The sequence below is a fragment of the Sphingobium sp. SJ10-10 genome, assembly GCF_036038995.2.
Classification (GTDB): Bacteria; Pseudomonadota; Alphaproteobacteria; order Sphingomonadales; family Sphingomonadaceae; genus Sphingobium.
Genome location: NZ_CP158132.1, coordinates 2727501 through 2754070, shown reverse-complemented (window position 1 = coordinate 2754070; position 26570 = coordinate 2727501). Strand labels below are relative to the sequence as shown.

Annotated in this window: 28 protein-coding genes, 1 tRNA gene and 2 rRNA genes (1 of these 31 only partly in view); 16 read left to right on the top strand and 15 right to left on the bottom strand. The window is 62.6% G+C overall.

Annotation, left to right across the window (positions count from 1 at the left end; genetic code table 11):
• Positions 1-19 precede the first annotated feature (19 nt).
• Positions 20-304 carry a BolA family transcriptional regulator gene (locus tag VVT58_RS13380; protein WP_066552946.1) on the bottom strand — a complete coding sequence of 95 codons (285 nt, stop codon included), beginning with the start codon at positions 302-304 and terminating at the stop codon, positions 20-22.
• A 44-nt stretch (positions 305-348) separates the two neighbouring features.
• Between VVT58_RS13380 and VVT58_RS13375 the strand changes: the two genes are divergently transcribed.
• Entirely contained in the window at positions 349-981 is a 633-nt protein-coding gene (locus VVT58_RS13375) for a DnaJ domain-containing protein (protein WP_327753770.1), read from the top strand.
• A gap of 4 nt (positions 982-985) precedes the next feature.
• Here VVT58_RS13375 and VVT58_RS13370 read toward each other — a convergent pair whose 3' ends face one another.
• Positions 986-1204 (bottom strand): DUF1294 domain-containing protein, encoded by a 219-nt coding sequence (locus VVT58_RS13370; protein WP_327753767.1) that lies wholly within the window; start codon positions 1202-1204, stop codon positions 986-988.
• 155 nt (positions 1205-1359) lie between these two features.
• On the opposite strand from VVT58_RS13370, the gene VVT58_RS13365 reads away from it, so the two are divergent.
• From VVT58_RS13365 to VVT58_RS13340, 6 genes are all read left to right on the top strand, one after another.
• Positions 1360-2649, top strand: a complete 1290-nt coding sequence (locus VVT58_RS13365; RefSeq protein ID WP_327753766.1) for an Hsp70 family protein — start codon at positions 1360-1362, stop codon at positions 2647-2649.
• An 88-nt stretch (positions 2650-2737) separates the two neighbouring features.
• Complete coding sequence (cobS, locus tag VVT58_RS13360; RefSeq protein ID WP_066552930.1) at positions 2738-3745, top strand: cobaltochelatase subunit CobS; 1008 nt, start codon at positions 2738-2740, stop codon at positions 3743-3745.
• A gap of 22 nt (positions 3746-3767) precedes the next feature.
• Complete coding sequence (locus tag VVT58_RS13355) at positions 3768-4190, top strand: OsmC family protein (protein WP_327753765.1); 423 nt, start codon at positions 3768-3770, stop codon at positions 4188-4190.
• A complete protein-coding gene (locus tag VVT58_RS13350; protein ID WP_327753764.1) occupies positions 4187-4972 on the top strand; it encodes a tyrosine-protein phosphatase in 786 nt (261 codons plus the stop codon). Before VVT58_RS13355 ends, VVT58_RS13350 begins: the two co-directional genes overlap by 4 nt.
• The gene (gene cobT, locus VVT58_RS13345) at positions 4972-6798 is read left to right on the top strand and encodes a cobaltochelatase subunit CobT (RefSeq protein WP_327753763.1); all 1827 of its coding nucleotides are present in this window, start codon (positions 4972-4974) and stop codon (positions 6796-6798) included. The genes VVT58_RS13350 and cobT overlap by 1 nt, the downstream gene beginning before the upstream one ends.
• A gap of 115 nt (positions 6799-6913) precedes the next feature.
• Entirely contained in the window at positions 6914-7384 is a 471-nt protein-coding gene (locus VVT58_RS13340; protein ID WP_327753762.1) for a GreA/GreB family elongation factor, read from the top strand.
• 176 nt (positions 7385-7560) lie between these two features.
• On the opposite strand, the gene VVT58_RS13335 is transcribed toward VVT58_RS13340, so the two are convergent.
• The 3 genes from VVT58_RS13335 to VVT58_RS13325 form a co-directional block, all read right to left on the bottom strand.
• The gene (locus VVT58_RS13335; RefSeq protein ID WP_327753760.1) at positions 7561-8052 is read right to left on the bottom strand and encodes a DNA starvation/stationary phase protection protein; all 492 of its coding nucleotides are present in this window, start codon (positions 8050-8052) and stop codon (positions 7561-7563) included.
• 120 nt (positions 8053-8172) lie between these two features.
• Positions 8173-8739, bottom strand: coding sequence for a TMEM165/GDT1 family protein (locus VVT58_RS13330; protein ID WP_327753758.1), 567 nt, complete (start codon positions 8737-8739; stop codon positions 8173-8175).
• A gap of 22 nt (positions 8740-8761) precedes the next feature.
• Positions 8762-9094, bottom strand: coding sequence for a hypothetical protein (locus VVT58_RS13325; RefSeq protein WP_327753757.1), 333 nt, complete (start codon positions 9092-9094; stop codon positions 8762-8764).
• Positions 9095-9327: 233 nt separating this feature from the next.
• Here VVT58_RS13325 and rpmG point away from each other — a divergent pair, with 233 nt between their 5' ends.
• Positions 9328-9495 (top strand): 50S ribosomal protein L33, encoded by a 168-nt coding sequence (rpmG, locus tag VVT58_RS13320; protein WP_007687342.1) that lies wholly within the window; start codon positions 9328-9330, stop codon positions 9493-9495.
• A 295-nt stretch (positions 9496-9790) separates the two neighbouring features.
• Here the strand turns inward: rpmG and VVT58_RS13315 are convergent, their stop codons facing one another.
• Both VVT58_RS13315 and VVT58_RS13310 read right to left on the bottom strand, forming a co-directional pair.
• Positions 9791-11665 carry a PhoX family phosphatase gene (locus VVT58_RS13315; RefSeq protein WP_327753756.1) on the bottom strand — a complete coding sequence of 625 codons (1875 nt, stop codon included), beginning with the start codon at positions 11663-11665 and terminating at the stop codon, positions 9791-9793.
• Between the two features lie 360 nt (positions 11666-12025).
• Positions 12026-12388, bottom strand: coding sequence for a response regulator (locus tag VVT58_RS13310; protein ID WP_176392264.1), 363 nt, complete (start codon positions 12386-12388; stop codon positions 12026-12028).
• 77 nt (positions 12389-12465) lie between these two features.
• On the opposite strand from VVT58_RS13310, the gene VVT58_RS13305 reads away from it, so the two are divergent.
• From VVT58_RS13305 to VVT58_RS13285, 5 genes are read left to right on the top strand one after another with little or no spacing between them, the layout of a single operon-like run.
• Positions 12466-12762, top strand: coding sequence for a DUF3572 domain-containing protein (locus VVT58_RS13305; protein ID WP_327753755.1), 297 nt, complete (start codon positions 12466-12468; stop codon positions 12760-12762).
• Positions 12759-13415 (top strand): HAD family hydrolase, encoded by a 657-nt coding sequence (locus tag VVT58_RS13300; protein WP_327753753.1) that lies wholly within the window; start codon positions 12759-12761, stop codon positions 13413-13415. Before VVT58_RS13305 ends, VVT58_RS13300 begins: the two co-directional genes overlap by 4 nt.
• Positions 13412-13873, top strand: coding sequence for a RidA family protein (locus VVT58_RS13295; protein ID WP_327753752.1), 462 nt, complete (start codon positions 13412-13414; stop codon positions 13871-13873). The genes VVT58_RS13300 and VVT58_RS13295 overlap by 4 nt, the downstream gene beginning before the upstream one ends.
• Complete coding sequence (locus VVT58_RS13290; protein WP_327753750.1) at positions 13857-14582, top strand: glycerophosphodiester phosphodiesterase family protein; 726 nt, start codon at positions 13857-13859, stop codon at positions 14580-14582. The genes VVT58_RS13295 and VVT58_RS13290 overlap by 17 nt, the downstream gene beginning before the upstream one ends.
• Positions 14575-15717: a GNAT family N-acetyltransferase gene (locus VVT58_RS13285; RefSeq protein WP_327753749.1), complete on the top strand. Its 1143-nt coding sequence runs from the start codon at positions 14575-14577 to the stop codon at positions 15715-15717. The genes VVT58_RS13290 and VVT58_RS13285 overlap by 8 nt, the downstream gene beginning before the upstream one ends.
• Positions 15718-15801: 84 nt before the next feature.
• On the opposite strand, the gene VVT58_RS13280 is transcribed toward VVT58_RS13285, so the two are convergent.
• The 3 genes from VVT58_RS13280 to VVT58_RS13270 all read right to left on the bottom strand — a co-directional run bounded on the left by VVT58_RS13280 (position 15802) and on the right by VVT58_RS13270 (position 17589).
• Positions 15802-16701: a UTP--glucose-1-phosphate uridylyltransferase gene (locus VVT58_RS13280; protein ID WP_327753748.1), complete on the bottom strand. Its 900-nt coding sequence runs from the start codon at positions 16699-16701 to the stop codon at positions 15802-15804.
• A gap of 86 nt (positions 16702-16787) precedes the next feature.
• Complete coding sequence (locus tag VVT58_RS13275; RefSeq protein ID WP_066552892.1) at positions 16788-17216, bottom strand: hypothetical protein; 429 nt, start codon at positions 17214-17216, stop codon at positions 16788-16790.
• 199 nt (positions 17217-17415) lie between these two features.
• Positions 17416-17589, bottom strand: coding sequence for a DUF1674 domain-containing protein (locus tag VVT58_RS13270; RefSeq protein ID WP_082748337.1), 174 nt, complete (start codon positions 17587-17589; stop codon positions 17416-17418).
• A 105-nt stretch (positions 17590-17694) separates the two neighbouring features.
• Here VVT58_RS13270 and htpX point away from each other — a divergent pair, with 105 nt between their 5' ends.
• Entirely contained in the window at positions 17695-18624 is a 930-nt protein-coding gene (htpX, locus tag VVT58_RS13265) for a zinc metalloprotease HtpX (RefSeq protein WP_327753747.1), read from the top strand.
• 178 nt (positions 18625-18802) lie between these two features.
• Here htpX and VVT58_RS13260 read toward each other — a convergent pair whose 3' ends face one another.
• Complete coding sequence (locus VVT58_RS13260; protein WP_327753746.1) at positions 18803-19099, bottom strand: hypothetical protein; 297 nt, start codon at positions 19097-19099, stop codon at positions 18803-18805.
• Between the two features lie 199 nt (positions 19100-19298).
• Here VVT58_RS13260 and VVT58_RS13255 point away from each other — a divergent pair, with 199 nt between their 5' ends.
• Positions 19299-20573, top strand: a complete 1275-nt coding sequence (locus tag VVT58_RS13255) for a multidrug effflux MFS transporter (RefSeq protein ID WP_327753745.1) — start codon at positions 19299-19301, stop codon at positions 20571-20573.
• Between the two features lie 37 nt (positions 20574-20610).
• Here VVT58_RS13255 and VVT58_RS13250 read toward each other — a convergent pair whose 3' ends face one another.
• On the bottom strand, positions 20611-22227 hold the full coding sequence (locus VVT58_RS13250) for an amino acid permease (RefSeq protein ID WP_087573668.1): 1617 nt from the start codon (positions 22225-22227) through the stop codon (positions 20611-20613).
• A gap of 163 nt (positions 22228-22390) precedes the next feature.
• Here VVT58_RS13250 and pgeF point away from each other — a divergent pair, with 163 nt between their 5' ends.
• Complete coding sequence (gene pgeF / locus VVT58_RS13245) at positions 22391-23152, top strand: peptidoglycan editing factor PgeF (RefSeq protein WP_327753744.1); 762 nt, start codon at positions 22391-22393, stop codon at positions 23150-23152.
• Positions 23153-23696: 544 nt separating this feature from the next.
• On the opposite strand, the gene VVT58_RS13240 is transcribed toward pgeF, so the two are convergent.
• The 3 genes from VVT58_RS13240 to VVT58_RS13230 form a co-directional block, all read right to left on the bottom strand.
• Positions 23697-23773 (bottom strand) — tRNA-Met (locus VVT58_RS13240).
• Between the two features lie 75 nt (positions 23774-23848).
• Positions 23849-23963, bottom strand: a 5S ribosomal RNA gene (rrf, locus tag VVT58_RS13235).
• Between the two features lie 127 nt (positions 23964-24090).
• A 23S ribosomal RNA gene (locus VVT58_RS13230) occupies positions 24091-26570 on the bottom strand; it runs 336 nt beyond the window's last position.

Here is a 26570-nt window from a genome sequence, read left to right as displayed (position 1 = left end):
CCTGAGACGGCTCAAAGTGTCATTCGCCGGGAGCGCGGGCCTTGATCGCGAGGGCATGGACCTTGTCGCGCAGCAGGTCGGCCAATGCGGCGTTGACCAGGCGCTGCCGGGCGACCCGGTTCTGGCCGGTGAAGCGGTCGGAGACGATCTCCACGGTGAAGTGGCTTTCGCCCGATCCGTCATGCCCCGCATGGCCGCGATGCTTTTCGCTGTCGTCGATCACGGCGAGCTGTTCGGGGCTGAGGGCGGCCTGCAGGCGGGCTTCGATTTCGGTGGCGACTGGGCCTTTTAGAATCTCGGTCATCGCCCCTATATAGGCTCTTTGCCCGTAGTTGCATCAGGACAATCTTGGCCAGCGATCCCTTCTCGAACCGGCGTTTCAACCGTTTTCATGGCCGCGTGGAAAGCGACCGTCCCTGCGCGGTTCCCGGCTGTCGCGAGCCGGGCGAATTCCGTGCGCCGCCGCTGGAGGGAAGCGGGTCGAGCCATGCCAGTGCCCATCATGAAGGCCCGCGCTGGCGCTGGCTGTGCCTGGAGCATGTGCGGGAATTCAACCAGGGCTATAATTTCTTCACCGGCATGAGCCCAGAGGAGATCAACGCGGCTCAACGCCCCTATGCGGGGTGGGAGCGGGAGACTCGGGCCTTTTCCACCAACGCCGCCAGCCCCCCGCCCAAATGGTCGGATTTTCAGGATCCGCTGGATGCCATCGGCGCCAAGTTCAAGGAACGCGTGGCGAAGGCGCGGGCCGACAACAAGATGCGGCAGGACGGGAAATTCCTGTCGAAGGAAGACCGCCGGGCGCTGGACGTCATGGGGCTGACGATCGATGCGGACCGCAGAGCCTTGCGGCAGCGCTATACGGAATTGCTGCGGCGCTTTCACCCCGACCATAATGGCGGGGATCGAAGCCATGAGGCGTTGCTGCAAGGGGTGATCGAGGCCTATCAGCTTTTGCGCAAGGCTGAGGCTTTCGCCTGATCGGTCAGAGCAGGAGCCAGCCGATGCCAGTGCCTATTTGCGCGGCGACAATGAGCAGCAACAGGGTCGAAAAGGGCTGCTTTCGCGTCTTGTGACGGAAAATATGGCGCGCAAGCAGGGCACCGGGCGAGCCGCCGATCAGCGCCAGGCCGAGCAGGTCTTTTTCCGGAATACGACGGCGGCCCACGATCGCGGCAGCCTTGTCCTGCCAGAAGCGCAGCATCGTCCAACCGTTCAGCAGCAAGAAAAGAAGAGAGAGGATCGCTATTTCCATGATGCTGCGGTAGCGAACGGGCGCTTAATTTCCCACTATAGAGTCCGGGCTTGCTCCCGGTCGCTGCCGCTGTCATAGGCGCCGCCCCTTCCCCGGAGACCAGTATGACGATGCCCCGCGCCCTGGGCCTTGATTTCGGCACGACCAACAGCGTGGCCGCACTCGCCAATGGCAGCGGGTCGGAACTGGTCGAGTTTTCCGGCAGCCAAGCGACCGGCGCGGTGTTCCGTTCCGCGCTCTGTTTCTGGCATGACGGCGACGCGAAGGGCGGCATGGCGCATGAGGCAGGCCCATGGGCCATCGCGGAATATCTGGAATTTCCCGAGGACAGCCGCTTCCTGCAAAGCTTCAAGTCAGTGGCGGCCAGCCCGTTCTTCGAAAGCGCCAACGTGTTCGAGAAGCGCTTCCGATTCGAGGAACTGGGGCAGATCTTCCTGTCGCGCATGGTCGGCCATGCCGGCGGAACGCTGGACCGGCGGCCGGAGCGGATCGTGATCGGGCGGCCGGTGGAATATGCGGGGTCACGGCCCGACGAAGGGCTGGCACGGCGGCGCTATGACGCCATGTTCGCGGGGTTCGGGGACGAGCTTCATTATGTCTATGAGCCGCTGGGCGCCGCGTTCAGCTATGCCAGCCGCTTGACCGAGGCGGCGACCATATTGGTGGCGGACTTTGGCGGCGGCACCAGCGACTTTTCCATCGTGCGGGTCGAGGCGCCGGGGGCGGCGCGGCGTTGCGTGCCGCTGGGGTCTACGGGTATCGGTTTGGCGGGGGACCGGTTCGACTATCGGATCGTCGATCATCTGGTGCTGCCGATGCTGGGCAAGGGCGGAAGCTACCAGAGCTTCGGCAAGGAACTGGAGATTCCGCGCAGCTATTTCGCTGATTTTGCCGACTGGTCGCGGCTGGCGCTGATGCGCAACCGGCGGACCATGGATGAACTGGCGCGCTTGCAGAAGGCGGCCCATGATCCCGACGCTATCGGACGGATGATCACGGTGATCGAAAAGGAACTGGGCTATCCGCTCTACGATGCGGTGGGGTCGCTCAAGCGGCGGCTGTCGGAGGCGGAGAGCGCGACCTTCCGCTTCGAGGGCGGCGGGCTTGCCATCGAGGCGGAAGTGACGCGCGCCGATTTCGAAGGCTGGATCGCGCTCGACATCGCCCGGATCGAGGCGACGGTGGACAAGGCGCTCGCCAAGGCAGGCGTGGCGCCCGATGCCATCGACCGGGTGTTCCTGACGGGCGGGACTTCGCTGATCCCGGCGATCCGGCACATTTTCGACCGGCGCTTCGGGAAAGACCGTATTGCGACGGGCGGCGAACTGACCTCTATCGCCCATGGACTGGCACTGATCGGGCAGGAGGCCAATTTGGCCGAATGGGCTGCTTGATCCTTGCCGCTTAAGGCTCCACTCTATCGACATGCCTGTCCCTGATGGTTAGGGCAGTGCCGACCAGACCGTTCAAAGAGATTAGAAGATGACCGACATCCCGAACGTCCAACCCGATACCCGCGCCGAAACGCTGTTGGCCTCGCCCGACCGCGAAGTCGATGCGCGCGACGTGTTCGGCATCGATGTCGACATGAAGATCCCGGCCTTTTCGGAGGCCGACGAGCGGGTGCCCGACCTTGACCCCGCCTATGTGTTCGATCCGGACACAACCCTCGCGATCCTGGCGGGCTTTGCCTATAACCGCCGCGTGATGGTGCAGGGCTATCACGGCACCGGCAAGTCGAGCCATATCGAACAGGTCGCCGCCCGCCTGCGCTGGCCGTGCATCCGCATCAACCTGGACGCGCATATCAGCCGTATCGATCTGGTCGGCCGCGACGCCATCGTCCTGAAGGACGGGCAGCAGGTCACCGAATTCCGCGAAGGCCTGCTCCCCTGGGCGTTGCAGCGGCCGGTCGCTTTGGTGTTCGACGAATATGATGCGGGCCGCCCGGACGTGATGTTCGTGATCCAGCGCGTGCTGGAAACCGACGGCAAAATGACGCTGCTCGACCAGAACCGGGTCATCCGGCCCAATCCCTGGTTCCGCCTGTTCGCGACGGCCAATACCGTGGGTCTGGGCGACACGACCGGCCTTTATCACGGCACGCAGCAGATCAACCAGGGCCAGATGGACCGTTGGAACCTGGTGGTGGCGCTCAATTACCTGCCCGCCGCGACCGAGGCGCAGGTGGTGCTCGCCAAGTCCGGCGAGTACGACCATGAGGGCGGCCGCAAGGAAGTCGAGAATATGATCAAGGTGGCGGAGCTGACCCGCCAGGGCTTCATCAACGGCGATATCTCGACCGTCATGAGCCCACGCACCGTGATAAGCTGGGCGCAGAATGCGCTGATCTTCAAGAATATCGGCTTCGCCTTCCGCCTGAGCTTCCTCAACAAATGCGATGAGGCGGAGCGGCCGCTGGTGGCCGAATATTATCAGCGCGTCTTCGGCAAGGACCTGCCCGAAAGCGTCGCCCACCGGGCGGCCTGAGCGCCGCAGGGAGGAAAAAGCCATGATCGTCGTCGAACGGATCGATCCGGAGGGTGGCACCGCCCATCGGATCAGCATTCGCGGGCATGAACTGATCGCGGACATGACGGCGCCGGACGGTCATGATGCCGGGCCGGACCCGCATGATCTTTACGATTCGGCCTTGGGCGCGTGCAAGGCGATGACCATGCTCTGGTATGCGCAGCGCAACGGCATTCCGGTCGAGGGCATCCATGTCGGCGTGGTGCGCGATGCGAGCCAGGAGCGGCAGGGCATCTACAAGCTGACCACGCGAATCGCGCTCTCCGGTCCGTTGAGCGAGGAGCAGCATGACAAACTCATCGCCGTCGCCGCGAAATGCCCGGTGCACAAGCTGATGAGCGAGGTCGAGACGCAGATCGAAACCATCGCCGTGCCCTATGTCGGGGAGGGCGAGCGGCCATGAGCGAGACTGTCGCCCTGACGCCGGAGGAAGGCCGCCTGCCTTTGGAGAACGCCTTCAACCTGCGCGACTTCGGCGGCTATGCGACCGCAGACGGACGCTGCGTGAAGCGCGGCATGCTCTATCGGTCGGGGACGATGGCGCTGCTGACGGACGGGGATGCGGACCATCTCCGCTCGCTCGGCATCAGGGCGATCTGCGATTTTCGCCGCGGCAATGAGCGAACCGCCGAACCTACGCGCTGGCATGGCGCGGAGGTCGATTATTTCTGCCGCGATTATACGGAAAGCAGCGGGTTGCTGGGCGAGATGCTGAAGCGCAACGGCGCAACGGCGGACGATATGCGGCAGACGATGATCGGCCTTTATCGCATCATCCCGGTGGACCATGCCGAATCCTACCGCGCCATGTTCGCCCGAATCTTGGACGTGCGCGTGCCGCTGCTGATCAACTGTTCGGCGGGCAAGGACCGCACCGGGGTCGGCGCGGCGCTGATCCTGGCTGCGCTTGGCGTGCCGCGCCAGACGATCGTCACGGATTATCTGGCGACCAATGCCCATGCCGATTGGGACTGGCTGCTGGCGCAGCGCAACACGTTGGTGGCGCGGATGCGGTTGACGAAGACCGATATGCTCGAACCTTTGTTGAAGGCCGAAGCCGTCTATCTGGATACGTTGTTCGCGACGCTGGATGAAAAGCATGGCGGCGTGGACGGCTATCTGAACGACGTGCTGGGCGTAGACGCCACGGCGCGGGACGCCATGCGCGGGATGTTGCTGGACTGATGGCCGACCGTTCGCCCCTCGATGCCTTCAAGGACGTGCTGTCGGGCGCGGCGCGTTCGATCGCGCGCGACGCGGAGGTGGAGGTGAGCTTCACCGCCGACACCCCGCATATGGCGGGCAAGGCGATCAAGGTGCCGATGCCGGGACGCAACCTGCCCGCCGAACAGGTGGCGCTGGCGCGCGGCTTTGCGGACGCCAATGCGCTGAAATTGCGGCACCATAATGCGAAGATCCACAATGCTGCCGCACCGGCTGATGCGACGGCGCGGGCGGTCTATGACGCGGTCGAACAGGCGCGGGTCGAGGCGATCGGTTCGCGGGCGATGGAGGGGGTTCGGGCGAACCTTAACCATGCGCTCGACCTGAAATTGAAGTCCGATCCGATCCGCCGGGCGCGCTCCGCCGATGAGGTGCCCTTGTCGACGGCGCTGGCGCTCAAGGTGCGCGAACGGCTGACCGGACAGGCGGCGCCCAAGGATGTGCTGCCGGGTCTGGCGATGGTCGACCAGTGGATCGAGGACAAGGCCGGGGCCGATCTCGACGCGCTTGCCATGGCGATCGACAATCAGCGGGCCTTTCAGAAGCTGACCTCGGCCATGCTGGAGCATCTCCAGCTCATCGACGCGGATATGCCGCCTGAAACCGACGATTCGGAAGCCCAGGAAGAGGGCGAGGACGAGGAGCAGCAACAGGAAGAGGGCGACAGCGGCGAGGATCAGGCCGGCGACAGCGACGCCTTTGCCGAGGCGCGGGCCGAGGACCAGGGCGGCGACACCGAGGACGGCGAGACCGAATATAGCGACGAGTTCGACGCCGACAGCGAGGAAGGCGCGGACGATATGGGCGAGGAAGGCATGATGCCGGTCCGCCCGAACCGGCCGATGTCGGACCTGCCGCCGGGCTTCGACTACAAGCCCTATACGCAGCTTCACGATGAGGTCGTGACCGCCGAGGATCTGTGCGACGAGGATGAATTGCTGCGCCTGCGCGGCTTCCTCGACCAGCAATTGGTGAGCTTGCAGGGCGCGGTGACGAAGCTCGCCAATCGCTTGCAGCGGCGGCTGATGGCGCAACAATCGCGGTCGTGGGACTTCGATCAGGAAGAAGGCCTGCTCGACGCGGCGCGGCTGGCGCGGATCGTGATCGATCCAACGCGCTCATTGAGCTACAAGATCGAACGGGATACCGAGTTCCGCGATACCGTCGTGACGCTGCTGATCGACAATTCAGGCTCGATGCGCGGGCGGCCGATCTCCATTGCGGCGATCAGCGCCGACATCATGGCACGCACCCTGGAGCGTTGCGGGGTGAAGACCGAGATTTTGGGCTTCACCACCCGCGCCTGGAAGGGCGGGCAGAGCCGCGAGGACTGGCTCGCCGCCGGGCGCCCGCCGATGCCGGGGCGTTTGAACGACCTGCGGCACATCGTCTACAAGAAGGCCGACGAACCCTGGCGCCGGGCGCGCAAGAGTCTGGGCCTGATGATGCGCGAGGGGCTGCTCAAGGAGAATATCGACGGCGAGGCGCTGCTCTGGGCGCATAGCCGGTTGCTCGCACGTAATGAAGAACGCCGCATATTGATGGTGATCTCGGACGGCGCGCCGGTCGATGACAGCACCCTGTCGGTGAACAGCGGCACCTATCTGGAGCGGCATTTGCGGCAGGTGATCGAGTGGATCGAGAATCGCTCGCCCGTGCAGCTCGTCGCCATCGGCATCGGCCATGACGTCACGCGCTATTATCGCCGCGCGGTGACCATCATGGATGCCGAACAGCTCGGCGGGACCATGGTGGAACAGCTCGCCGGACTGTTCGACGAAGATTAGAAGCCCTGCTCGTTCGGGCTTCCGCGATGTCGAAGCCCCGGGCCTTCCCTTGAAAAGAAGATCGGCAGTTTCGACCTCGTGTCGGCGCGAGTGAGCGTTTTGACAGGAGAGTGCAATGAGTGTCGCCTTTCGTCGCGAGAGTGACGAGGAGCATCTGGAACCCACTTTCGAGATTCCGTTGCCGCCCGGCCCCAATTGGGTGACGGCGCGCGGCCTGCGGCTGACGCGGGAGAAGGTGGAAGCGCTGGAGGCGGTCGAAACCGAGGCCATGGCCGAGGAGGACGCCAAGAAGCTGAAGCGCGAGCTGCGTTACTGGCGGACACGGCTGGCGACGGCGGAATTGCGGCCGGTGCCGGATGGGGAGGCTGTCGCCTTCGGCAGCCGTGTGGCCTACCGGCTGGGCGGCAAGGAGAAGCGGATCGACATCGTCGGGGACGACGAGGCCGAACCGACGAAAGGGCGCATCGCTTTTTCGGCGCCGCTCGCCCGCGCGATGATGGATGCCGAGGAAGGCGAAACCGTCGACTTTGGCGGCAAGCCGGGTGCGCTCATGATCCTCGCGATCGAAGCGATATTGGAGGAGTAGACCTCGCAACATGTCGGATTGTGTTCCTGCGAAGGCAGGAACCCAGTTCGGACGGCAGGACTGGGCTCCTGCCTTCGCAGGAGCACGCTGCAAAAAGATCGGTATCGTTCAAACGGATAAATGCTGATCAAAAAAGAAGCCCTCCAGTTTCGGCTGGAGGGCTTTCGTCTATTCGATCAAGCGTTGCGGCCTGCTTCGAACAAGAACCAGGCGCGCTCCTCGGCCTGGTCGGTCCAGTCGTCGATAATGCCTTCGGTCGCATTGTCGCCGGCTTCGGTGGCGGCCGCCTTGGCGGCGCGCAGCGCTTCGACGAGCTTCAGATTGTCCTCGCGCAGCTCGTTCAGCATGTCGCCGGGGCTGACATAATCGGCATCATTGTCGACCACCGACTGGTGGCGGGAAATGTCACCGATCGAGCGCAGCGTGGTGTTGCCCGTCTTGCGCACCCGCTCCGCGATCAAGTCGGTGGTGGCCAGGATCTGCGTCGCCTGTTCGTCGAACATCAGATGATAGTCGCGAAAATGCGGGCCGGAGACGTGCCAATGGAAATTCTTGGTCTTGAAATACAGCGCATAACTGTCCGCGAGCACGCCGTTCAGCGCCTGCGCGACCGACTTGGTCGCATTGCTGCGCAAGTCCGTCGGGGTCTTGAGGTCGGGGGAAGTCATGCCTGGCTCCTGCTGAGGGGACTTGGTGTCGCAGATATAATGAACTGTCACCGATAAGGTGCCATGCCAAACAACGAATTTTAAGGCGGAATTTTCGGTCAGTCTGATGAAGACGCTCGATCAGGCGAGATGCAGCGCCGATACCGCCACGGTCAGACCGATGAGTAGCACCAGCACCCCGCCGCCCCGGCGAATGGCGCGTAGCGGGAGCATCTTGAACAGTTGCTCGCGCCATAGGATCACGGGCACCGTCGCGGCGATGATGCCGATGGCGCCCCCGGTCGCGGCGAGAAAGGGATCAGCGGTTCGCACGGCGATGCCCAGGATCAGGAATTGCGCGCCGTCGCCAAAGCCCAGGATGAAAAGGCCGAGCGCAGTGGTCGCAAACGGCCCCAGCCGCCAGCCCGCCAGCGGATCGGGCTGCTTCGTCGGCCAGAACATGCCGAGAGCCAGGAAGATCAGCGCCAGCGAAAGGAACAACAGCCGGGCATCAGACCCCAGCATCGGCGCCAGAAAGGCACCCGCCGCCGCGCCGATGGCGGCATTGGCAATGGCGGCCGCGACGACCCCCGCGATCACCGCGCCGTCGCGCTGGAAACGCATGGCCAGCGCCAGGGCGAGCAACTGCCCCTTGTCTCCAATCTCACCCAACAGGCAGCCGAGCAGGGCGATCAGCAATGCGTCCATGCGGCGGCCGTCTTGATTCGGTTCAGGCGGTCAGATGCGCGCCGGTTGCCGATGCGGGCTTGGCGACCGCGGGCATCGGGATGACATCCCCCTCCGGCATTTCCGCCGCGATCGCATCGCGCATCAGGTCGAGATAGGACATCACCACCGGCCCCGCCCCCTGCAACGACAGCGCCGATTGCAATGTGCTCGCGAGGCACTCCACCGTATCGAGGTGAAAGGCCCGCGCGATGTGGCGAATCCGGTCGATCTCGTCACGCAGCCGCGCCACCGGCACATGGCCCCGTTCCCCCGCAAGTCCGTCGACCCGCCCCAGCAGATCGACAAGAATGGCCAACATCGGATCATGTCGCATGGAGAAGACTCCCCCCGTTCTCTGGCCCTGTCCTTGAGCCCCGACTCCTTCATGAACCAGAGCCGGTTAAGGCCGCGTAAAGTGTAGCATGGCGGCAGGAGTTAGGCCACGCGCCTTGACATGGAACCGAATCTGCCTCATGGGGCACCGCTGAAACGGGGCGGTCCCTTCCTCGCAAGAGATTTGGGGGCCGCTCTTCTTTTTCACGATATTCACGACCAGGGACTAAGGCCATGGCCAAGCCAGCAACCGTCAAGATTCGCCTCGTCAGCTCGGCTGACACCGGCTTCTTCTACGTCACCAAGAAGAATCCGCGCACCAAGACCGAGAAGCTGAGCTTCCGGAAGTACGACCCCGTCGTGCGCAAGCATGTCGAGTTCAAGGAAGCCAAGATCAAGTGATCTGACGGCGGCTCGCGCCGCCTGACGATTTCTGGGTTTGCGGCCTGAAGCATTTTCAAATTGGCTGTTCGCAGTCGATGACTCGGAAAATGCGACATCCCACAATCTGGCGCCCGAACGAAGAGGCCCGTCCCCTTGAGGGAACGGGCCTTTCCTTGTTGCCTGTTAGGTTCAGAGCGAGGGCGGCGCAGCGCCTTCCTCGCGATCGGGCGGTGCCGGCAAGGATGGCTTCCTTGCGCCGGAGCGCAGAAAACCATCCCTCGCCGGAGAACAGGGCCGAACCGGCGCCAAATCCTCAGTTACCGACCGGCTGGCCGTCCGTGCGGCGCACCACGATGGTCGAGGAGCGCGGCTGCTGCCCCGAGACCGGCCAGTTGCCGGTCGGATGCTGGATGTTGATGAAGAAGCTCTTGAGATCCGGCGTATAGGCGATGCCGGTGATCTCGCAGCCCGTGGGACCGACCAGGAAGCGCTTGGACGCCTTGCTCGTCTGGTCGACATGGTACATCGAATTATTGCCGAAGGCCTGGGTCATGTTGACCGCCGCGCCGTTCAGCGTGCCCGCATTGCCGGTAAGGTTATGGTCGGTTTCCACCCACAGGCGGCCCTGCGGATCGATGCGCAGACCATCGGGGCTGGAGAAATAATCGCCGCTGATATTCCCCTTGAGGTTCGATTCGGCAAGGTTGGGATTGCCCGCCAGCAGGAAGACTTCCCAGGTGAAGCGGGTGGCAAGCGGCGAATCGCCATTCTCGCGGAATTTCAGAATATGGCCGTGCAGGTTGGTCGTGCGCGGATTGGGATTGTCGGTGACGCGGCGACCGCTGTTATTCGTGAGCGTCACGAAGATCGCTTGGCGGTTCGGCGCGACCGTGATCCATTCCGGGCGGTCCATCAGCGTGCCGCCCGCGACGCGTGCGGCCGACTGGGTGTTGATCAGGACGTCGGCGGTGGTGTTGAAGCTGACCGTCGTGGGGGTCGGCGGCGTGGTCGACTGGCTGACATTGCCCGGATCAGAAGCATTGGCGACAAGACCGTTCTGTCCCTGCACCAGCGCGCGCCATTCACCCGTGCCGTCGGCGTTGAAGCGCGCGACATAGAGCGTGCCATAATCCAGCATATCGATGTTCGATGCGCGGTTGCTGGTGCTATAGGCGCGGTCGGGCACGAATTTGTAGATGCAGCCGGGCGTCGAATCGTCACCCATGTAAAAGGCGACGCGGTTGTTGCCGTCATTCAGATAGGCGACATTCTCATGGCTGAAGCGGCCCATGGCGGTGCGCTTCGTCGGCGCGGCCAGTTCCTGATAGGGGTCGATCTCGACCACCCAGCCATAATTGTTGTTGGGCTGGGTCGTGTCGATATAGTTGTTGGTCGTTTCCTCGCAGGTCAAATAGGTGCCCCAGGGCGTACGGCCCGAGGCGCAGTTGTTCAGCGTGCCTTTTATGGTCGAGCTGAGCAGGCCCGCAGCCGGGCCGCCGGCGCGATAATCGGTGTTGCCGGTATAGCGCTTGTTGAAGCGCGAACCGGCCTTGACCGCGAACTTGCCGTCCGTGCCCTTGGCGATCTCCACGACGGAAACGCCGACGGCGGACAGGGCGATCGCCTTTTGGTCGGCGGTGGCAGTGGCAGCGGTGTAGGTGCCGCTGGAAAAGAGGATGTTATAGTCCGGCAGCTCATGGTTGATCGCCAGCAGGCCGCCCGCATTGGGATCGACGCCCGACAGTTCGAAAAATTCCATGCCATCATGATTGCCGCCGGCCCAAAGGTTGGTCTGGGTCGCGCTGTTCGGGAAGCTGCCGGGCGCATAGGCGGTGCCGGTTTCGACCGAATCGCCGGCCTTCAGCAGCACGTCGATGGTGTAACCTGCGGGGACGGTGACGGTGTCGTTGCTGTTGATCGCAACCGACGCGAAATTGATGGCATAGCTGGCCGCAGGAGTCGGCGTGGGGGTCGGCGTCGGCGTGGGGGAGGCCGAAGCATCATCATCGCCGCACGCCGTGAGCGCGCCCAGCATCGGCAGCATGGAAAGGCCCAGCAGGCCGTTCTTCAATATGGTGCGGCGCGCCGGATTCGCGGCGACGATCGACTCCAGGCTGTCTTCCCCGGCAGTGATCTTGGGCTGCGCGTCGCGAAAGGCCGCGCGCGCCTCGTCGGTCAGATGAGACATGGATGATACCCCTGTGTACAATTCGGGCTGTCGGCTGGACGCCGCGCCCTGGCGGACGGGGCATGGCAGAGGCGGATGACGGCAAGGCTGCGGAAGCGCGACGGATCGATGAAAACCGTATGACAGGGCGGTGACAGAGTTAAAGTGGGTGGATTCCAGTCGTTCCCCCTCCCGCAAGCGGGAGGGGGCCGGGGGGTGGGCTGGCGCGACACTAGCGGCGATTTTCAACGGCTAACCCGGAAGCTCGCTTCGCTCGCGCCCACCCCTAACCCTTCAAACGAGGCACGTGACTCGTTTGAACGCCTGCGGGAAGGGAATGTCTTGGAATGGCCGTTTCCAGACCCCGCCCATCAGCACGCCCTAAAGCAGCGCGTTCACCTGCTCGACGAAGCGCAGCACCGAAATCGGCTTGGACACATAGGCCTGCGCGCCTGCCCCGCGAATCCGATCCTCATCGCCATGGCCCGCATAGGCGGTGACCGCCATGATCGGCACGGCGGACAGTTGCGCGTCCCGCTTCAGCGAGATGATGAGGTCAAGGCCGCTGATATGCGGCAGGTGGATGTCGGTGATCACCAGGTCGGGATGGAACTCCCGCGCCTGCGTCAGCAGGTCGCGCCCGTCGCGCAGCGGCAGCACCTCATGCCCGTGCGCGCGCAACAGGTCGCAAAAAAGTTTGAGATTAAGTTCGTTGTCCTCGACAACGAGCACGCGCTTTGCCACCAGTCACCCGCGTTTGGAGAAATCCGCAAACATATTGGAAGCGCGCCCCCTAAGCCCGCCCTTCGTTGAGATCAATCATGCGTCCCGACATTAACCATGGCAAGCAACATAGTCCAAGCGAGACTCGAGAGCCATCCGTGCTGGCGCTGATGGCGCTGGTCTGGACATTGGCGGACGATCGCCGTGCCGACCGGCTGCTGGCGCTGACCGGGCTGGATGCCGATACGCTAAGGGCAGGCGTGGGCGATCCGGCGATATTGGGCGCGGTGCTGGCTTTCCTGGCCGATCATGAGCCGGACCTGATCGCCTGCGCCGAGAGCATCGACAGCACGCCAACGGCGCTGATCGCCGCGAAGGAGGCTCTCACCGCATGAACCGCCCGCTGATCATCACCGATTGCGACGAGGTGCTGCTGCATATGGTGGTGCCCTTCCGGCAGTGGCTGGACGAAAGCCATAATGTCCATTTCGACATGCGCGAGCGCGGCTTTGCGGAGGCTCTGCGTCACAAGGACAGCGGTAAGCCGCTGGAGCGCGCGCTGGTCTGGGAATTGCTGATCGGCTTTTTCGATACGCAAATGCACCGCCAGGCGCCGATCGCGGGCGCGGTGGAGGCGATCGGCCGCCTGAGCCGGATTGCGGACATCGTGGTGCTCACCAATATCACACAGCGGCATCACCGGCAGCGCGAGGAACAACTGGCGGCCCACGGCCTGTCATTCCCGGTCCACTGGAACCAGGGCGGCAAGGGGCGGCCGCTGGCGGCCATCGTCGCGGAGCGCCAGCCCAGCGTCGCCCTGTTCATCGACGATCTGGCCGAACATCATGGGTCGGTGGCGGATCATGCGCCCGGCGTCTGGCGCCTGCATATGGTGGGCGAGCCGGAAATCGCCGCCGAAGTCGCCGCCGCGCCCCTGGCCCATGCCCGGATCGACGGCTGGGCCGCCGCCGAAGCCTGGATCGCCGCCCGACTCGCCGAAGGACCGGCGCCCGACTCTTTCCCGACTGTCCAAGGAGCATCCATATGAGCATCGAAGCCCGCCTGACTGAACTCGGCATCGCCCTGCCCGCCGCCGTCGCACCGTTCGCAGCCTATGTCGCGGCGGTGGAAGCCAACGGCCTGCTGCATATTTCCGGACAGATCTCCCTGTCCGACGGCCAGTTGATGACGGGCCGGCTGGGCGAAGATCGCGACCTCGATTACGGGGTCAAGGCGGCGCGGGCCTGCGGCCTCAACCTGATCGCCCAGATGAAGGCCGCGCTCGGCAGCCTGGACCGGGTCGAGCGGATCGTGAAGCTGGGCGCCTTCATCAGCAGCACGCCCGAATTCACCGACCAGCCCAAGGTCGCCAATGGCGCGTCCGAACTGATGGTCGAGGTCTTCGGTGACGCGGGAAAGCATGCCCGCAGCGCCGTGGGCGTGCCAGTGCTGCCGCTCGGCGCGGTGGTCGAGATCGACGCGATCGTCCTTGTCCGCCCGGCCTGACGCCTTCCCCTTCCTGACCGAGCGTCCCTTCGCCCATCGCGGGCTGTACGGGGGCAGAGTCAGCGAAAACGGCATGGCGGCTTTCACGGCCGCCATTGCCGGCGGTTTCGGCATCGAATGTGATGTGCGCCTCAGCCGCGACGGCGTTGCGATCGTCTTCCACGACGACGCGCTGCAACGCATGACCGGCGAAACGGGCACGGTTTCGGATCAAGACGCCGGGGCGATCGACCGGCTGATGCTGCCCGACGGCGGCAGTGTTCCACGCCTGCGAGCCTTGCTCGATCTGTGCGGTACGGACGTTCCGCTGCTGATCGAGATCAAGGTGGACGAGCGGCATGTCGCCCCCATTTGTGCGGCGGTTGCCGACGATCTGGCGCGGCGGCCCAAAACCCTGGCGGCGGTCATGTCGTTCAATCCCATGGCGATAGGCTGGTTCAGGCGGCATCGGCCCGCTGTAGCGCGCGGGCTGGTCGTGACCGAGCAGGACAAGCGGGGCTGGCGCGGCAGAATCGCGCATACTCTTGCACTTTGGACCGCGAAACCCGATTTTATCGCTTGTGATATTCGCGACCTGCCTTCGTCCCTGGCCACCGATGCCCGTCGGCGGGGCATGCCCGTGCTGACATGGACGGTGCGCGGCGAGGAGGAGCGCGCCTGCGCTGCGCTGCACGCCGACCAGATCATCTTCGAGCGGTCGCATGACTGAACGCGTGGCGCGCATCTCCCAGGGCGTGGCCGAATTGCCGCGCGACCAGTGGGATGCCTGCGCGGGGGATGCCAATCCTTTCATGAGCTGGGATTTCCTTGCCGCGCTGGAACGTTCGGGCAGCGTCGGCGGCAATAGCGGCTGGCAGCCCTTGCCCTTGGTGATCGACGGAGCGGACGGGCGGATCGCCGCCGCCGCGCCGCTTTATGGCAAGACCCACAGCCAGGGCGAATATGTGTTCGACCATGGCTGGGCCGATGCCTGGGAACGGGCAGGCGGGCAATATTATCCCAAGATTCAGGTCGCCGCGCCCTTTTCGCCGGTGCCGGGTCCCCGGCTGCTGCTACGCGACGAAGGCCTCGCCCCGGCGCTGATCGCGGGGATCGAGGCGGTGGTGGAGCAGAATGAGCTCTCCTCCGCCCATGCGACGTTCATCTCGCCAGAGCAGGTTGCGCTGTTCGAGGCGGCGGGCTGGCTGATCCGGGAGGACAGCCAGTTCCATTGGGCCAATCGCGGCTATCGCGATTTCAACGACTTCCTGGCCGACCTGTCGAGCGCCAAGCGCAAGAATATCCGCAAGGAACGCGAACGCGCCGTCGAGGGGCTGGAAATCGTCCATCTGACGGGGAATGCGCTGACCGAGGTGCATTGGGACATCTTCTGGACCTTCTATCAGGATACCGGGGCGCGCAAATGGGGACGCCCCTATCTGACCCGCGCATTCTTCTCGATGTTGGGCGAAAGCATGGCCGACCGGGTGCTGCTGGTGCTGGCGCTGCGCCATGGACGGCCGATCGCCGGCGCGCTCAACCTCATCGGCGCGGACGCCCTCTATGGGCGCTATTGGGGCTGTACCGAGGACGTGCCCAATCTGCATTTCGAGCTATGCTATTATCAGGCGATCGACATCGCCATCGCCCGCGGGTTGAACCGGGTGGAGGCAGGCGCCCAGGGCGGCCACAAGCTGGCGCGCGGCTATGCGCCGGAGCCCACCTTTTCAGCGCATTTCATCCCCAATGCCAGTTTCCGCCGGGCGATCTCCGATTTCCTGGCGGCCGAGCGGCAGGGCGTGCAGCGGGACCGGCTCTGGCTGACCGATCGGACACCCTTTCGCAAGGTCGAAACAGGGAACTGACGCGGAGGCTGGATTCCTGCCGTTGCTCCAGCCGGCCATCCCCGCCTTCGCGCGAATGACCGGCTGCAAACAGGCAAACCACCTTCAGGCCGCGGCGGCAATCCCGCTGACGCCCAGTTCCGCCAGAGCGAACCGGCGGATATGCTCGCCCAAATCCTCGCGCCCCAGCGCCAGCGCCAGGTTCGCCTCGATATAACCCGCCTTCGACCCGCAATCGAACCGCCGCCCATCGAAGGTCACGCCGTGGAAAGGCTGCGTCCCGATCATCGACGCCATGGCGTCGGTAAGCTGAATCTCTCCGCCAGCGCCCTTTTCCTGCGTCTCGAGTATCTTCATCACTTCCGGCTGAAGGATATAGCGCCCCGGCAGGATCAGGTTCGACGGCGCCGTGCCCGGAGCCGGCTTCTCGACCAGCCCCTTCACCTCGGTGAGCGCGCCGTCACGCTTGCCCGGATCGATCACGCCATAGTTCGGCGTCTCCGCCATCGGCACTTCCAGCGCGCAGACCAGATTGCCGCCGACCTTGTCATAAGCCTCGACCATCTGCTTCAGGCAGCCACGGCCCGGCGCGCCCTTCATGAACTCGTCAGGCAGCAGGATGGCGAACGGCTCATCGCCCACAATGTCGCGGGCGCACCAGATGGCATGGCCCAGGCCCAGCGGCTCCTGCTGGCGCAGGAACACCGCATTGCCGGGCAACAGCCGCGTTCCGTCCAGCGAGGATAGATCCTTGCCCCGCTCGCGCTGGGTGGCTTCGGCCTCATAGGCCATGTCGAAATAATCTTCGATCGCGCCCTTGCCGCGGCCGGTGACGAAGATCATCTGCTCGATCCCCGCTTCCCGCGCCTCGTCCACCGCATATTGGATCAGCGGACGGTCGACGACCGGCAGCAGTTCCTTGGGCACCGACTTGGTCGCCGGAAGAAAGCGCGTGCCGAGACCTGCGACAGGGAAAACGGCTTTGCGAATCGGTTTGTAGGACATGAGGCTCCTGTTTTCTCGCTAGGCGCGCAGAGAGGCTTCGCCCTCCGCCGCATAAAGATCAAGCACGGAAGATGGCTTACTCCGTTTCAGACGGCCAGCAGGCGCTGTGCCACCCTTTCGAGGGAAGCAATCTCCGCTTCGAGTTGCTCAAGCGAGACATGCGTCTGGTTATTCCGCGCATCGCGGCATGTAAAGCCGCCGGGCGCGGGCTGCTGAAAGCCGCCGATGATGAGCGACCGGAACCGGTCGATCCTCTGCATGTCGCGCTCGATATCCGATATTTCCATCAATGCGCCGGCATTGCGCCGGTCCCGCATCGCCACCATGGTTCGCAGTTCGGTCATCAGCTTCGTCATGCCCGGACGAGTCCGGGCACCCACGGTCCGCACATCCCCCATGGCTTCCCGCATTATCGCGATCTTCGCCTCCAGGCTCTGTTCCAGCATCGTCCAGGCACAGACCAGACGACCCACTGCACACAGAAGCGCCGCATCCTCTGGCGCATAATCCGACACTGATCTTACCGCAATTTCAGCAACCACGTTCACTTCATCCGCGCCCCGGTATATTTTGCTTTCCGCTCGGGACAGAGCCTGCCCGTATTGCAGTGCAAAAGGCTAGGGGGGTGGAGCCGGGTCGCTCGCAGCAGCGGCACAGGCCATCGCCAACTGTGCCCAAACAGCGATGAGCCGTTAACCGTCTTTAACGGCCGGATCAAAAATCGATAGCGATTCCCTTGCGTTCCCAGTCGCCATAGCGAACCGGGCTCAATAACTCGTCATGGCGCGACGGATTGTCGATCGGATCGGGTTGCGGCACCGGCGGGCTTTTCGACAGATGCGCGGGCGGCTTCACATGCGCCGGGCGCTTGCCGTTGAAGGTTCCCATCGATCCATCCTTTCGATTGCGGGGGCGTCATCGTCACCCCATATTCAGGGGCGCCCCATATTCAGAGTAAGGCCGCTATCTGGGCCGCCAAGGAGATTTACGCAAGTGAATGGCATGAAGACGGTGATGCTGTTGTCGGCCCTGACGGCGCTGTTCATGGCATTGGGCTATACGCTGGGCGGCAGCGGCGGGGCGATGATCGCGCTGCTGGTGGCGTTGGGCATGAACCTCTTCACTTTCTGGAACGCCGACAGGATCGTGCTGTCCATGCACCATGCGCGGGAGGTCGACGCGACCAGCGCGCCGGAATTTTACGGCCTCGTCGCGGAACTGGCCCAGCGCGCGAAACTTCCCATGCCCCGCGTCTATCTGATCGACGAGCCGCACCCCAACGCCTTCGCCACCGGCCGCGATCCGCAGCATGCCGCCGTCGCCGCCACCACCGGGCTACTTTCGATGCTGAGCCGGGACGAAGTGGCCGGCGTCATGGCGCATGAACTGGGCCATGTGCGCAACCGCGACACGCTGATCATGACGATGGTCGCGACCATTGCGGGCGCGATCTCGATGCTCGCCAATTTCGGCCTGTTCTTCCGCGGCGGCAATCAGGAGAACGGCAACAGCAACCTGATCGCGACCCTGCTGGCGGTGATCGTGGCTCCTTTCGCCGCGATGATCGTGCAGATGGCGATCAGCCGCACCCGAGAATATGGCGCGGATGCGGCGGGCGCGGAGATCAGCGGCAACCCGCGCGCGCTTGCCTCCGCCCTCGCCAAGATCGCCGGCCGCGCCGAAATGATTCCCAATCCCGTTGCGGAACGTAATCCCGCCGCCGCCCAGCTCTACATCGTGCCGGTGCATGTGAGCGAACTCTTCTCCACTCACCCCGCGACGGAAAAGCGCATCGCCGCGCTGGAGGACATGGCGCAGGATATGGGCGCAACGCCCTCGCAGCGCGCCTCTGCCCTCTCACCGGCAGCAGCGGCGCCCAAAGTTCGCAAATCGAGCGCCCTGAATCCTTTGCGCCGCGATTAGGCTATGTCGGAATTGGTTGGATTGCGGCCCTTACCATAGTCGTCATGCCCGCGAAGGCGGGCATCCATCTCTTGAACTAACCGCTTGATGCCACGTTGGGAGATGGATTCCCGCCTTCGCGGGAATGACGGAAGCAGATAGTCCCCTATTGGCCATTCAGGCCAAACCCCTGAAAAACCTAGGCGGCGCGCAATTGCGTCGTCGCGATCAGCGCTCGGGCCTGGCGCTGGGCTTCCGCGATTTCTCGTGCCGACATTTCCTCGGCCACTTCCGCCCGCATCGTCTGCCCCTCCTCGCTGCCCTTGAGGGCGGCCAGGTTGAACCATTTATGCGCTTCGATCAGGTCGACGGGCAAACCGCCAGTGCCGCAGCTATAGGCGACCCCCAGATCGAAACAGGCTTCCGCAGTTCCGCTTGCCGCACCCGAAAGACGGCTTTCCATCAGAAACTGCGCGCTCTTCAGACCATTGGCCATAACCGAATCCCCCTCATGGATTTCGACTTGCTGGTTTTCGACAAGCGGCAGGCTGCACCGGCGGCGGATAAAAAATGGTTAATGCGCTCAAAACCAATTTCCAGGAAAATGCCAACGATGCGCGGAGGAGCAGGGTTAACGTGCCCGGACGGTACAAAAAGGGTAGCGCGAGCGTCCGATTGTCCCCATAGCCACCGGCATGACCGATCATCCCGAAATCCCCGCAGGACAGGCGAAAAAGGACATAGCTTTCCGCGAGTTCGTGATGCTCTGCGCCTGCCTGATGGCGATGAATGCGCTGTCGATCGATCCGATGCTGCCGGCGCTGCCCGCCATCGGCCGGGATCTTGCGATCCCGCATCCCAATGACCGGCAATTGATCATCAGCGTCTATTTTCTGGGACTGGGGATCGGTTCTCTGCTGTTCGGCGTGCTGTCCGACCGATTCGGGCGAAAACGCGTGTTGGGGAGCGCCATGGCGCTGTTCATCCTCTCTTCCATCGCCTGCGCCGGCGCGCACAGTTTCACCATGATGCTGGCCGGGCGCGCCTGCGCCGGTTTCTTCGCGGGCGCGAGCCGCGTCATCACCGTCGGCATCGTCCGCGACCGCTTCCGGGGCGATGCGATGGCGCGAGTCATGTCGCTGATCTTTGCGGTGTTCATGCTGATCCCGGTCATGGCGCCGACTTTCGGCCAGGCGATATTGTGGATCGCCCCCTGGCGCTGGATCTTCTGGGCGCTGTCGATCCTGGCGAGCCTGATCCTGCTGTGGATGGCGATGCGCCTGCCGGAAACGCTGCTGCCGGAGAATCGCTTGCGAATGAGCGCGCGCGCGATTTTTCGGACGGTCGGCGCGATCATCCGCACCCGCAGCTCGATCGGCTATATGCTGGCCAGCGGGGTGGTGATGAGCGGCCTGATCGGCTTCATCCTGTCGGTGCAACAAATATTCTTCGACATTTTCGGGGCGCAGAAGATCTTCCCCTTCGCCTTCGCCGCCATCGCCGGCAGCATGGGGATCGGCAGCCTGCTCAACAGCCGCCTCGTCTCCCGCTTCGGCGCGCGGCGATTGAGCCAGACGGCGTTGCTGTGCCTGGTGCTGATCAATGCCGTGCATTTGACGGTGATCCTGACGGGGCATGAAACCATCGTCAGCTTCATGATCCTCCAGGCGTCGACGATGATGACGGTCGCCTTCACCGCGTCCAATTTCAGCGCGATTTCAATGGAGCCCTTTGCCAGAGGCGCGGGCGTCGCCTCCTCCTTTCAGGCCTTTCTCACCACCGCCGTGTCGAGCGCGCTGGGCAGCCTGATCGGCCATGCCTTTGACGGGACGACATTGCCGCTGACATTGGGATTGATGGTGTTCGGCTCGATCTCTTTCCTGATCGTCGCGTGGGCGGAACGGGGGAAAATGTTCACCCGCCCGCATCATGCAGGGCTGCGCGATCCCGAATTCGAAGTCTTGCGTTAAAAAAAGGGGCGGTGCTACCCGCCCCTTTTTTTGTAGCTCAGGCGTCCTGGCCGCCCGGCGTGTGCGCGCCGGGCATCGGCGGCACCGGCATCGGTGGAATGCCGACATCCTGTTCATGGGTTTCGACTAGCCCACGTCCGACATGGCTCTTGCGATAGCCATAGACGAAATAGAGCACGAGACCCAGGCCACCCCAGATCGGCAGGACGAGCTGCGCATCGACGGGCAGATTGAAGAAGAGGAAGACGCAACCGAAAGCCGCCGTCGGCGCGATCGCCCACACTATGGGCGTGCGGAACGGACGAGCCCGCCCCGGTTCCTTCACCCGCAGCACCAGCACGGCGATCGACACCATGAAAAAGGCGAACAGCGTGCCGGAATTGGAAATGTCCGCGAGCTGACCCACGGGCAGCAGCGCGGCGCCGATGGCGACGAAGACGCCGGTGACCATGGTGACGATATGGGGCGTCTTGAACCTGGGGTGGATGCTGGCGAGCTTTTCCGGCAGCAGGCCGTCGCGCGCCATCACGAAGAAGATGCGGGTCTGGCCGAACATCATCATCAGGATGACCGACGGCAGCGCAAGGTTGGCGGCCAGGCCGAGCGCGTTGCCCACGACCGTCCAGTTGATCGAGCGCAGCACATGAGCCAGCGCTTCATTGGAGCAGACGAGATCCTGAGCATGGGCAGCAGTCGCACAGGCGGCGGCAAAACCCTGCGATCCGGGCGCCACCACTGAACCGTCTGGCCCCAAAACGGGCTGCGCGCCGATCGCACCGACCGCGCCAGCCGCGACCAACAGGTAAAAAACGGTGCAGATCGCAAGGCTGCCGATCAGGCCGATGGGGACGTTGCGCTGCGGGTTCTTGGTTTCTTCCGCCGCGGTCGAAACCGCATCGAAGCCGACATAGGCGAAAAAGATCGACGCGGCGGCGCCGACAATGCCCATGCCGCTGGTGCCTTCCGGCCCGAACCAGCCATTGGGCGCGAAGGGCGAGAAATTGCCGGTGTCGAGCACGGGCAGCGTCAGCAGGATGAAGGCGGTGAGCGCGGTCACCTTGATGGCGACGAGCACGGCATTGACGCGGGCGCTTTCGGTGGTGCCGATGACCAGCAGGGCGGTCACGGCGAGCGCCACGACGATCGCCGGGATGTTGATCACGCCATGGGTGAAATCGGCGTGCGGAATGAGGCCGTTCATCGTCCAGACCGGGCCGGCGGAAAGCGCCTGTGGCAGATCAAGCCCGGTTACGCTCTTGACAAGGCCCATGAAATAGCCGGACCACCCCACCGAAACGGCGCTGGCGGCGACCGCATATTCCAGGATGAGCGCCCAGCCCACCATCCAGGCGAGAAGTTCCCCGACGACCGCATAGGTATAGGTGTAGGCGGAACCGGACACCGGCACCATGGAGGCGATTTCGGAATAGCAGAGCGCGGCGAAGGCGCAGACGGCCCCCGCGATCATGAAGCTCCACATCATGCCCGGCCCCGCCTTTTGCGCGGCGGCGGCGGTCAAAACGAAAATGCCGGTGCCGATGATGGCGCCGACCCCCAATAGCGTCAGTTGAACCGGCCCCAATGTGCGGACGAGCGATTTTTTCTCGGCCGTGGCCAATATCGCGTCCAGTGGCTTTATGCGCCCGAAGATCATGGTGGAGCCCTTTATCTTGATGTCTTTTGCCCGGGCGGCCGTTGCAGCCGCTCCCCTTTTGTGATGAAGCGGAGACTATCGTCTAATCTGGCGTGCGCAAGTATGTTGCGCATTCAGGACATGGTCCAAAAGCGGTTCCCATGGCGTGATGAAGGAGTGAAGCATGGTCGAATTGCTGCGGGCGGCGGGCTTGGGCGATGTCGTGCACGGTTTTGCCGGGCGACGCGGCGGCGTTTCGACCGGGATTCACGCGGGTCTGAATGTCGGATTAGGGTCGGAGGACGAGCGGGAGGCGGTGTTGCGCAACCGGGATCTGGCACGTAACGCGCTGTTGCCCGGCGCGACGCTGGTGACGGTGCATCAGGTCCACTCGCCTGATGTGATCACGGTCACGGCGCCGATTTCCGCTGACGACCGGCCAGCGGCCGATGCCATGGTCACGAATCGACCGGGATTGATATTGGGGATTCTCACCGCCGATTGCGTGCCGGTGCTGTTTGCCGATGCTGCGGCTGGCGTCGTCGGCGCGGCGCATGCCGGATGGAAGGGCGCATTGGGCGGCGTTACGGACCGGACGATCGCTGCTATGGAAGCGCTGGGCGCGTCGCGTGACCGGATGGCTTGCGCGATCGGTCCGTGCATCGGGCGTTCGTCCTATGAAGTGACGGTGGATTTTTCGGCGCGCTTTATGGCGGCGGATCCGGATAATGATCGTTTCTTCACCGTGGCGCGCACCGGGCATTGCCAGTTCGACATTGCAGCCTATGTCGCGGCACGGCTGGCAGCGGCGGGGATCAGCCGGATCGAGCTGCTGGACGAAGATACCTATAGTCAGCCGGATCGCTTTTACAGCTATCGCCGGTCATGCCATCGCAGCGAGCCAGATTATGGTCGGCAGATTTCGATGATTACGTTGGCGGAATGAGGCATGGCGTCGGAACCGCCGGGGTATGGAGCAGGGCGTGTTCGTTCCGCATGATAATCTGAGAATATCTCAGGCTGACGGAAGCGGCAGCTTTTGCTTAAAGCCGGCTCGAAGATACACCGAAAGATCGGCATCGGAGGCAGCCTGCTATCATCGAAGAATTTCTGCCGCGTGCTCAGGAGAGCGGCTTGTCGCGAGCCTGTTGTTGGGCAGGACCGGCCTTCAAGGAGTTATTGGCAAATACCCGAGCGCCTGAACCCCATCAAGATATGGTTCATAGGCGGAGGATCGTTTCCGTATCGACGAGCGGCATCGCGCGCAATTGCTGGGGTAATCGCAGGACGCAGCGTGACAAACCGACCGAGGGCTATAGAGTATTCTCATGCAAACGCGCCAAGGCCTTGCCAGGCCTCCTGTTCGCTTTGATTAGCGACACGGTCTTTGTTGATGGCTACCGAAAGCTGTTTAGGAAAATGTTACGCGCGGGTCTGCTCTATTAAAGCCCGACCGGCATCATGCGCTATAATTTACGAGTTGCGGCCTCTGGTTGCGGGAGTAGGATTTGAACCTACGACCTTCAGGTTATGAGCCTGACGAGCTACCGGGCTGCTCCATCCCGCGACACTAGAGATCGCTGCGGAGGCCGCATATTGTATGTGAATGGGTTGTGTATGTTTTCAAAGCGCGAGCTGCAATGCCTGGCGACGCCCTACTCTTCCGGGGCTTGAGCCACAGTACCATCGGCGCAGACTGGTTTCACGGCCGAGTTCGGGATGGGATCGGGTGGGTCACAGACGCTATGGTCACCAAGCAATGAAGCTTGCGCTTTGGGTTTCAATCGATGCCGTGCACTTAAGGTAATGATGTCTGGCATGAGGGTTGATCACCACATGTCGCTGACGCTGGTTTTATCCAGTGTTGTCATTGATGGTGGGACTCTCAGGCGCGATCAGAGCAATTAGGACCGGTTAGCTCCATATGTTACCACACTTCTACATCCGGCCTATCAAGGTCGTGGTCTACGACCGCTCGAAGAAATCTTATCTTGAGGGAGGCTTCCCGCTTAGATGCTTTCAGCGGTTATCCCGTCCATACATAGCTACCCTGCTGCGCCCTTGGCAGGACGACAGGTACACCAGAGGTATGTTCAACCCGGTCCTCTCGTACTAGGGTCAACTCCTCTCAAATTTCGACGCCCACGGCAGATAGGGACCAAACTGTCTCGCGACGTTCTGAACCCAGCTCACGTACCACTTTAATTGGCGAACAGCCAAACCCTTGGGACCTGCTCCAGCCCCAGGATGTGATGAGCCGACATCGAGGTGCCAAACGATTCCGTCGATATGAGCTCTTGGGAATCATCAGCCTGTTATCCCCGGCGTACCTTTTATCCGTTGAGCGATGGCCCTTCCACGAGGGACCACCGGATCACTATGACCGACTTTCGTCTCTGCTCGACTTGTCAGTCTCGCAGTCAGGCGGGCTTATGCCATTGCACTCTAACAGACGGTTTCCAACCGTCCTGAGCCCACCATCGCGCGCCTCCGTTACTCTTTAGGAGGCGACCGCCCCAGTCAAACTACCCGCCACAGAGGGTCCCTGCACCGGATAACGGTGCGAGGTTAGACATCAGAAAACAACAGGGTGGTATTTCACCTATGGCTCCACCAGATCTGGCGACCTGGCTTCAAAGCCTCCCACCTATGCTACACAGTTCTTTCCTAATGCCACTCTGAAGCTGCAGTAAAGGTGCACGGGGTCTTTCCGTCTAACCGCGGGTACTCCGCATCTTCACGGAGAATTCAATTTCGCTGAGCATATCCTGGAGACAGTGGGGAAGTCGTTACGCCATTCGTGCAGGTCGGAACTTACCCGACAAGGAATTTCGCTACCTTAGGACCGTTATAGTTACGGCCGCCGTTTACCTGGGCTTCAATTCAGTGCTTGCACACCTCCTCTTAACCTTCAGGCACCGGGCAGGCGTCAGGCCCTATACGTCGTCTTGAAGCCGACTTAGCAGAGCCCTGTGTTTTTGCTAAACAGTCGCTACCCCCTGGCCTGTGCCCCCCACAAGTGCTTGCGCATATGTGGGGCCTCCTTCTTCCGAAGGTACGGAGGCAATTTGCCGAGTTCCTTCAGGATACTTCTCTCAAACGCCTTGGTATACTCTACCATTCCACCTGTGTCGGTTTAGGGTACGGTCTATACGGTGGGGCTATTTCCTGGGACAACTTCCCTGCCCGGACCAATCCAATAAGGCCGAACAAGTTACGCCATCCGTCACACACCACCAGGCCCACGAATATTAACGTGGTTCCCATCGACTACCCCCTTCGGGCTCGTCTTAGGGGCCGGCTTACCCTGCTCAGATTAGCTTTAAGCAGGAACCCTTGGAATTTCGGCGACAGTGCATCTCACACTGTTAATCGCTACTCATGTCTGCATTCGCACTTCCGATACCTCCACCACCCATTACCAGATGGCTTCAACGGCCTACGGAACGCTCCGCTACCGCGTGATCGTAAACGATCACACCCTAAGCTTCGGTGCACGTCTTGAGCCCCGTTACATCTTCGCCGCAGAACCTCTTATTTAGACCAGTGAGCTGTTACGCTTTCTTTAAAGGATGGCTGCTTCTAAGCCAACCTCCTGGTTGTTTTGGAAGTTCCACATGCTTTCCCACTTAGACGTGACTTGGGGACCTTAGCTGTAGGTTAGGGCTGTTTCCCTTTTGACGACGGACCTTAGCACCCGCCGTCTGTCTGCCGGACTAGACTCGTTGGTATTCGGAGTTTGGTTAGAGTTGGTAGATCTCGCGACCCCCGCATCCATCCAGTGCTCTACCCCCAACGGCAATCATCCGACGCTCTACCTCAATAGATTTCGCGGAGAACCAGCTATTTCCCGGCTTGATTGGCCTTTCACCCCTAAACACAACTCATCCGATAATTTTTCAACATTAAACGGTTCGGCCCTCCAGTGCGTGTTACCGCACCTTCAGCCTGGTCATGCCTAGATCGCCGGGTTTCGGGTCTAATGCATCATACTCATGTCGCCCTATTCAGACTCGCTTTCGCTGCGCCTACACCTAACGGCTTAAGCTTGCATGATACACTAAGTCACAGACCCATTATGCAAGAGGTACGCGGTCAGATCTCAAGGATCCTCCCACTGCTTGTAGGCATCCGGTTTCAGGTACTGTTTCACTCCCCTCATCGGGGTGCTTTTCACCTTTCCCTCACGGTACTGGTTCGCTATCGGTCATGTACGAGTATTTAGGCTTGGAGGGTGGTCCCCCCATGTTCAGACAGAGTTTCACGTGCTCCGCCCTACTCAAGTCCTGATGTTTCGCTTTCACATACGGGGCTGTCACCCGCTATGGCGCCACTTTCCAGAGGCTTCTGTTAACTAAACACCA